The organism is Rhizobacter sp. P1_G5, assembly GCF_056405435.1.
On the sequence record NZ_JBFUCB010000250.1, the window covers coordinates 1 to 8014 of the forward strand.

The following is an 8014-nucleotide window of genomic DNA, read 5'->3' on the forward strand; positions in this document are numbered from 1 at the left end:
GCTGAAGCTCGCGACCACGTCGGACAGCGACGTGAAGCTGCTCTCGATGATCAGCCCGGCCGCGTCGTCGACCTCGGACGCCAGGTGGATCGCGATCGCACCKCCCAGCGAGTGGCCGAAGAGGTAGCGCGCCTGGCCCGGTTGCCGGGCGCCGAGCCACTGCCACGYGGCGCGGGCGTCTTCATAGGCGCTGGCCTCGGACGGCAGCTCGCCGCCGCTCTTGCCGAAGCCGCGGTAGTCGATCGCCAGCACCGAAAACCCGAGCCGCTGCAGCCGGCGCATGCGCTCGGCGCTGCAGGTCACCTCGTGCTGCGCGCCGTGCAGGTACAGCATCAACGGCGCCTTCGGATCGGGGTTCGCCAGCCACAGGCCATGCAGCCGCACCGGCTGCCCGCTGAGCTGCGAGTCGAAGCCGATCCACACCTCCTGCATGTCCGAGAGCCGGCGCAGCGCGCGTGCCTGCGACCAGCGGTTGCGCTTGTTCGGCCGGAAGATCCACTTGCGCTGCTGCGTGTCGATCAGCCGGTCGCCGGCCACCGCGGCGAACGCGGTCAGCGCGGCGGCAGGCCAGCCGGCACGGGTGAGGGCATAGGGGAGCTGCATGGCCAGATCTTCGGCTGCAGCGCCCTTTGCTTGAATCCCCGGATCACGCTCCCCGCGTTCAAGTGGCCATAGTTCGCGTTCGGCTCAATGCGCCTGCGCTTCGAGCAGCTGCACCGTCTTGTTGGGCAGCTTGATGCCGCTCTTCTCGCGCTCGGCGCGCGCCTCGTGGCACATCTTCATGCCGGTGTGGTGCTCCAGGATCTCGGCCACCCAGTCGACGAACACCCGCACCTTCGACGACAGGTGGCGGTTCGACGGGTACACGACGTGGAACGGGATCTCGTCCGACAGCCAGTCGCACATCAGCAGCTCCAGCACCCCGCAGCTCGGGTACTGGCGGAACATGTAGGTCGGCAGCCGGCCGACGCCCAGGCCCGCCAGGCAGGCGTCGACGTAGGCGTTGGAATCGTTCAGCGTCAGCGGGCTGTCCACCGGCAGCAGGATGCGCTCGCCGTTGCGCACGAACTCCCAGTCGAACACCTGGCCGGTGCGCAGCGAGAAATAGTTCAGGCAGGTGTGCTTCTTCAGGTCGAGCGGGTGCTCCGGGCGGCCGTGGCGCGCCAGATAGCCGGTGGTCGCGCAGGTCACCAGGTTCATCGTGCCGACCCGGCGCACCACCACCGACGGGTCCGACACCTCGCCGACGCGCAGCGCGCAGTCGATACCCTCGCTCAGCAGGTTCAGCGGCCGGTCGCTGCAGCCCAGCTCCAGCTCGATGTCGGGGTAGCGCTCGAAGAACGACGGCAGCAGCGGGATGAGCAGCCGGCTCGCCACCGCGGTGCTCACGTCRACCCGCAGCTTGCCGCGCGGCGAGGCCTGGCTGGACGAGAACGACTCCTCGGCGTCACGAAGATCCTCGAGGATGCGAACGCAGCGCTCGTAATAGGCGGCGCCGTCTGCCGTCACCGACACCTTGCGCGTCGTGCGGTGCAGCAGCCGCACCTTCAGGTGGCCTTCCAGCTCGGCCACGCTGGCCGAGAGCGTCGCCTTCGGCATGTTCAGCAACTCCGCTGCACTGGTGAAACCGCCGGTGTTGACCACGCCGACGAAGGCTTGCATGGCTTTGATGGTGTCCATTGTCTTGAATCCTGAACAGTCATTCCGCAAAACGCTACTTTATAACTGATTCACAGACCAATACATTTGATGGTGCAACGCAGCATGGGGTATTTCCCGTGACTGTCGACTATTTCCATTTGTCTCTCTATTTCGGCTGGGGCCCTGTGCTCCGCTGTCCAGGATGACCCCCATGACCCTTCGTCCCACCCCTCTGATGTTCTCGACTGTCGCGCTGACGCTCGTGTCGGCTGCCCTGCTGTCGCTGGCCGGTTRCTCGCGCGGCGGCGAAGCGATGGCCGCCACGCCCGCCGGCGGGCCGCCGCCGGCCCCGCCGGTCAGCGTCGCCGTCGTCGTCTCGCGCAACGTCGTCGAGCAGCAGGATTTCTCCGGCCGCATCGAAGCGATCGAGTCGGCGCAGATCCGCGCCCGCGTGCCCGGCACGATCGACGCGGTGCAGTTCAAGCCCGGCGCGCTGGTCAAGAAGGGCGACGTGCTGTTCCAGATCGACCCGCGCAGCTACCAGGCCGAGGTGGCCAAGCTGGAGGCCGCGGTCGCCAGCTCCAAGGCCAAGGCCGATCTCGGCCGCACCGAACTCGAACGCTCGAAGCGCCTGATGGCCGACAACGCGATCGCCCAGCGCGATTTCGATGAGCGCGCCGCCAGCGCCCGCCAGCTCGAAGCCGGCGCGCAGGCCGACCAGGCCGCGCTCGCGGTCGCCAAGCTGAACCTCGAATACGCGGTCGTGCGTGCGCCGTTCGCCGGCCGCATCGGCAAGGCCGAGGTCACGGTGGGCAACCTGGTCGACAGCAGCGTCGTGCTGACCTCGCTGGTCTCGATCAGCCCGGTCTACGTGAGCTTCGACGGCGATGAATCCACCTTCCTGAGCATCGGCGGCGCCGCGCGCGAAGGCGGCAAGGGCGTCAAGGTGCGCACCGGCCTCACCAACGAGAGCGGTTTCCCGCACGAAGGCCGGCTCGACTTCATCGACAACCGCGTCGACCCGGCCTCCGGCACGGTGCGCATGCGCGCGGTGCTCGAGAACAAGGACGGCGCGCTGATCCCGGGCCTGTTCGCACGGGTGCAGGTCGGCGCCGACATCGGCGCACCGGCCGCGCTGCTGATCAACGACACCGCGATCGGTACCGACCAGAACCGCAAGTACGTCTACGTCATCAACGCCGAGAACAAGGCCGAGTACCGCGTCGTGCAACTCGGCCCGCTGGTCGACGGGCTGCGCGTCGCGCGTGCCGGGCTGAAGCCGGGCGAGCGCATCGTCGTCAACGGCCTGCAGCGCGTGCGCCCCGGTTCACCGGTGGCCCCCGAAGTCGTGGCGATGAATGCCGACGCGGCGGCCAGCGCGCCGGCTCGCCAGTAAACGGCTCGCCAGCAAGAAACATCGAGAGACCCCATGCGATTCTCAAAATTCTTCGTGGACAGGCCGATCTTCGCGGCCGTGTTGTCCATCCTGTTGTTCCTGGCCGGGTTGATCGCGATCTTCCGGCTGCCGATCTCGGAATACCCCGAGGTCGTGCCGCCGTCGGTCGTCGTCAGCGCGCGCTTCCCCGGCGCCAACCCGACGGTGATCGCCCAGACCGTGGCAGCCCCGCTCGAAGAGGCCATCAACGGCACCGAGAACATGCTGTACATGGCCTCGCAGGCCACCGGCGACGGCGGCATGAACCTGACCGTGACCTTCAAGGTCGGCACCAACGTCGAGCAGGCTGAAACGCAGGTGCAGAACCGCGTGCAGCGGGCCCTGGCGCGCCTGCCTGAAGAGGTGCGGCAGATCGGCGTGACCACCGTCAAGAGCTCGCCCAACATCACGATGGTGGTGCACTTGCTCTCGCCGAACTCGCGCTACGACGAGGTCTACCTGCGCAACTACGCGGTGCTCAACATCAAGGACCGGCTGGCCCGCGTGGCCGGCATGGGCCAGGTGCAGGTGTTCGGCGCCGGCGACTACTCGATGCGCATCTGGCTCGACCCGCAGAAGATCGCCGCGCGCGGCCTGACCGCGCCCGACGTGGTCGCCGCGATCCGCGAGCAGAACGTGCAGGTGGCCGCCGGCGTGGTCGGTGCCTCGCCCGCCAAGGACGCGCCGTTCCAGCTGTCGGTCAACACCCAGGGTCGCCTGAGCACCGAAGAGGAGTTCGGCGACATCATCATCAAGACCGGCAGCCTGACCGCCAGCGGCGGCGTGATCCGCCTGCGCGACGTGGCCCGCCTCGAGCTGGGTGCCTCCACCTACTCGCTGCGTTCGCTGCTGAACAACAAGCCGGCGGTCGCGCTCGGCCTGTTCGAGGCGCCGCAGTCGAACGCGCTGCAGATCTCGACCGACGTGCGCGCGCTGATGGAAGAGCTGAAGAAGGACTTCCCGCAGGACCTCGAGTACGCCATCGTCTACGACCCGACGCAGTTCGTGCGTGATTCGATCAGCGCCGTGATCCACACGCTGCTCGAGGCGATCGCGCTGGTGGTGCTGGTGGTGATCGTGTTCCTGCAGACCTGGCGCGCGTCGCTGATCCCGCTGCTGGCCGTGCCGGTGTCGGTGATCGGCACGATGGCGGTGCTGCTGGGCTTCGGCTTCTCGATCAACACGCTGTCGCTGTTCGGCCTGGTGCTGGCGATCGGCATCGTGGTCGACGATGCGATCGTGGTGGTCGAGAACGTCGAGCGCAACATCGCCAACGGGCTGAGTCCGCGCGATGCGACGATCCAGGCGATGAAGGAGGTCTCCGGGCCGATCATCGCGATCGCGCTGGTGCTGTGCGCGGTGTTCGTGCCGATCGCCTTCGTGTCCGGGCTGACCGGCCAGTTCTACCGCCAGTTCGCGCTGACGATCGCGATCTCGACCGTGATCTCGGCCTTCAACTCGCTGACGCTGTCGCCGGCGCTGGCCGCGGTGCTGCTGCAGCCGCACGGTGCCCCGAAGGACAAGCTCGCCAAGGCCATGGACTGGGCCTTCGGCGGCTTCTTCCGCGTGTTCAACCGCTTCTTCGACCGCTCGTCGCACGGCTACACCGGTGGCGTGAAGCGCGTGCTGGCGCACAAGGGCGCGACCCTCGTGGTCTACGTGCTGCTGATCGTCGGCGCGGTGTTCATGTTCCGCATCGTGCCGTCGGGGTTCGTGCCGGCGCAGGACAAGCAGTACCTGRTCGGCTTCGCCCAGCTGCCTGAYGCGGCCTCGCTGGACCGCACCGAARRCGTGATCCGCCGCATGTCGGAGATCGCGCAATCGGTGCCGGGCGTCAAGAGCTCGGTGGCCTTCCCGGGCCTGTCGATCCACGGCTTCATGAACGCGCCGAACTCGGGCATCGTGTTCTACACGCTCGACGACTTCGACAAGCGCAAGACCGCCAACCTGTCGAGCGGCGCGATCGCGGCCGAGGTGAACAAGCGCCTGGGCGCGATCCAGGACGCCTTCATCATGGTGTTCCCGCCGCCGCCGGTGAACGGCCTCGGCACCATCGGCGGCTTCAAGCTGTACGTCGAAGACCGCGCCAACCTCGGTCCCGACGCGCTGTACCAGGCGGTGCAGGCGCTGCAGATGAAGGCGTGGCAGACGCCGCAGCTGGCGGGCGTGTTCTCGGGCTACCAGATCAACGTGCCGCAGCTGAAGGCCGACGTCGACCGCACCAAGGCCAAGCAGCTGGGCGTGCCGCTGTCGGACATCTTCGACACGATGCAGATCAACCTCGGTTCGCTCTACATCAACGACTTCAACAAGTTCGGCCGCACCTACCAGGTGATCGCGCAGGCCGACGCCTCGTTCCGCTCCGACGCCTCGGCGATCGGGCAGTTCAAGGTGCGCAACGCGGCGCAGGAGATGGTGCCGCTGGGCAGCCTGGTGAACGTCAGCAACACCTACGGGCCGGACCGCGTCGAGCGCTACAACTCGTACATGGCGGCCGACTTCAACGGCGGCGCAGCACCGGGTGTGTCGTCGGGCCAGGCGCAGGACATCATGGCCAAGCTGGCGGCCGAGACGCTGCCGCGCGGCATCAGCTTCGAGTGGACCGACCTCACCTACCAGGAGATCCTGGCCGGCAACACGCTGGTGATCGTGTTCCCGCTGTGCGTGCTGCTGGTGTTCCTGGTGCTCGCCGCGCAGTACGAGAGCTGGACGCTGCCGCTGGCGGTGATCCTGATCGTGCCGGCGTCGATCCTGTGCGCGCTGCTCGGCGTCTACCTGACCAAGGGCGACAACAACATCTTCACGCAGATCGCGTTGTTCGTGCTGGTGGGGCTGGCGTCGAAGAACGCGATCCTGATCGTCGAGTTCGCCCGTGACCTGGAGCACCAGGGCAAGGGCATCGTCGAAGCCGCGCTCGAAGCCTGCCACCTGCGCCTGCGCCCGATCCTGATGACGTCGATCGCGTTCATCATGGGCGTGCTGCCSCTGGTGTTSTCSTCSGGYGCCGGWKCCGAAATGCGCCAYGCSATGGGCGTGGCGGTGTTCGCCGGCATGCTGGGCGTGACGCTGTTCGGCCTGTTCCTGACCCCGTTGTTCTACGTGCTGCTGCGCAAGCTCGCGGTGGCGATCGAAGGGCGCTCCGGCGCCGCCGCGGCGCCGGTGGCGCACGAGGCGACCTGAGCGACGACAAGACCATGACACACACATTGTTCAAGACTTCCGCGCTGGTCACGGCGCTGGTGCTGGCCGGTTGCTCGCTGGCCCCGACGGTGCCGCAGCCCGACGTGGGCGTGCCGTCGGCCTACAAGGAGGTGACGGCCGTCGAAGGCAGCTGGAAGGCCGCCGCGCCGTCCGAGGCGCAGCAGCGCGGCGCCTGGTGGGTGACGTTCGGCGATGCGAAGCTGAATGCGCTCGAGGAGCAGGCCGCGAAGGCGAACCCGACGCTCGCGTCGGCCGCCGCCCGCGTCAAGGCGGCGCGTGCCTCGCTCGGCAGTGCCGAGGCCGACCGCTGGCCGCAACTCGGCCTGAATGCCGGCGCCACGCGCAGCCGCTCGGCGCCGGCGCAGGCCGGCRTGCCGGCCGGCACGCCGGTGTCGCCGTCCACCGTCTACACGGCCGGCCTGGGCGCGAGCTACGAGGTCGACCTGTTCCAGCGCGTGGGCAACGGCGTGAATGCCGCGCGGGCCGACGCCGAGCAGGTCGAGGCGAGCTACCGCTCGGTGCTGCTCGCGCTGCAGGCCGACGTGGCGCAGACGTATTTCGCGCTGCGTGCGCTCGATGCCGAAGCGGCCCAGCTCGATGCGACGCTCGCGCTGCGCACCGAGAACGTGCGCCTGATCGGCAAGCGCTTCCAGGCCGGCGACGTTGCCGAGCTCGACGTGGCGCGCTCGCGCACCGAGCTGTCGACGCTGCAGGCCGAGGTGGTCGCGTTGCGCGGCAGCCGCGCGCGGATCGAGCATTCGCTCGCGCTGCTGCTCGGCCAGGCCCCGTCGGGCTTCAGCTTCGAGAACCAGCCGCTCGCGCTCGACGCCAGCGTGCCGGTGGTGCCGCCGGGCCTGCCGTCGGCGCTGCTGGAACGCCGGCCCGACGTGACGGCCGCGCAGCGCAGCATGGCGGCGGCGACGGCACGGGTCGGCGTCGCGAAATCGGCGCTGTTCCCGGCACTCGCGCTGACCGCCAACGGCGGCTATGCGTCGAACGAGCTGAGCGAGCTGTTCAAGACCAACGCGCAGTCCTGGCTGACCAGCCTGGTGTTCTCGCTGCCGATCATCGACGGCGGGCGCAACAAGGCCGCGGTCAAGCGGGCCGAGGCGCAGCTCGAAGGCGCGGTGGCCGACTACCGGCAATCGGTGCTGACGGCCTTCGCCGACGTGGAAGACAACTTGTCCGGCCTGCGCTCGGTGCGCGAGCAGGTGGGCTTCACCGATGCGGCCGTGGCCTCGGCGCGCCGCGCCGCGGAGTTGGCCGACAAGCGCTACCGCGCCGGCGAAGACAGCTACCTGCAGCTGCTCGAAGCGCAGCGCGACCTGCTGACCATCGAGCGGCAGGCGGTGAAGCTGCGCGGCACCTGGGCCACGACCACGGTCGGCCTGATCCGCTCCCTCGGCGGGGGTTGGGAAACCACCCAGTGACACGGGGCCCGTTCATGCGGGCATGATGTCGGCCGATGTAAGACGACCCGCCCGAGCGCGACTCAGGCGGRTCGTTTCATCTTTTCACCGATGGCGACGCCATCCCTGAACCCCGATAGGAGAACCGCATGAACAACCGTCTGATCGCTTCATCCGCCCTCGCTTCCGTGCTGGCCCTGGGCTTGCTGGGCCAGGCCCAGGCTGCCGACGAGAAGGCCAAGGAGAAGTGCTTCGGCATCGCGAAGGCCGGCCAGAACGACTGCGCCAACACGTCGGGCACGCATTCGTGTGCTGGCCAGTCCAAGGT

The 8014-nt window shown here is 68.4% G+C and carries 6 protein-coding genes; 4 read left to right on the plus strand and 2 right to left on the minus strand.

Annotated features, from left to right (window positions below; translation table 11 throughout):
* A partial coding sequence (locus AC1D12_RS17660; RefSeq protein WP_477841881.1) for an alpha/beta hydrolase occupies positions 1-603 on the minus strand: 603 nt, incomplete at its 3' end.
* Positions 604-687: 84 nt separating this feature from the next.
* Entirely contained in the window at positions 688-1680 is a 993-nt protein-coding gene (locus AC1D12_RS17665; protein WP_082004304.1) for a LysR family transcriptional regulator, read from the minus strand.
* A gap of 172 nt (positions 1681-1852) precedes the next feature.
* On the opposite strand from AC1D12_RS17665, the gene AC1D12_RS17670 reads away from it, so the two are divergent.
* The 4 genes from AC1D12_RS17670 to AC1D12_RS17685 form a co-directional block, all read left to right on the plus strand.
* Positions 1853-3037 (plus strand): efflux RND transporter periplasmic adaptor subunit, encoded by a 1185-nt coding sequence (locus tag AC1D12_RS17670; RefSeq protein ID WP_477841883.1) that lies wholly within the window; start codon positions 1853-1855, stop codon positions 3035-3037.
* Between the two features lie 33 nt (positions 3038-3070).
* The gene (locus AC1D12_RS17675; protein ID WP_477841885.1) at positions 3071-6256 is read left to right on the plus strand and encodes an efflux RND transporter permease subunit; all 3186 of its coding nucleotides are present in this window, start codon (positions 3071-3073) and stop codon (positions 6254-6256) included.
* A gap of 14 nt (positions 6257-6270) precedes the next feature.
* Positions 6271-7707 (plus strand): efflux transporter outer membrane subunit, encoded by a 1437-nt coding sequence (locus tag AC1D12_RS17680; protein ID WP_477841887.1) that lies wholly within the window; start codon positions 6271-6273, stop codon positions 7705-7707.
* A 128-nt stretch (positions 7708-7835) separates the two neighbouring features.
* On the plus strand, positions 7836-8014 hold a 179-nt coding region (locus AC1D12_RS17685), incomplete at its 3' end, for a BufA1 family periplasmic bufferin-type metallophore (protein ID WP_477841889.1).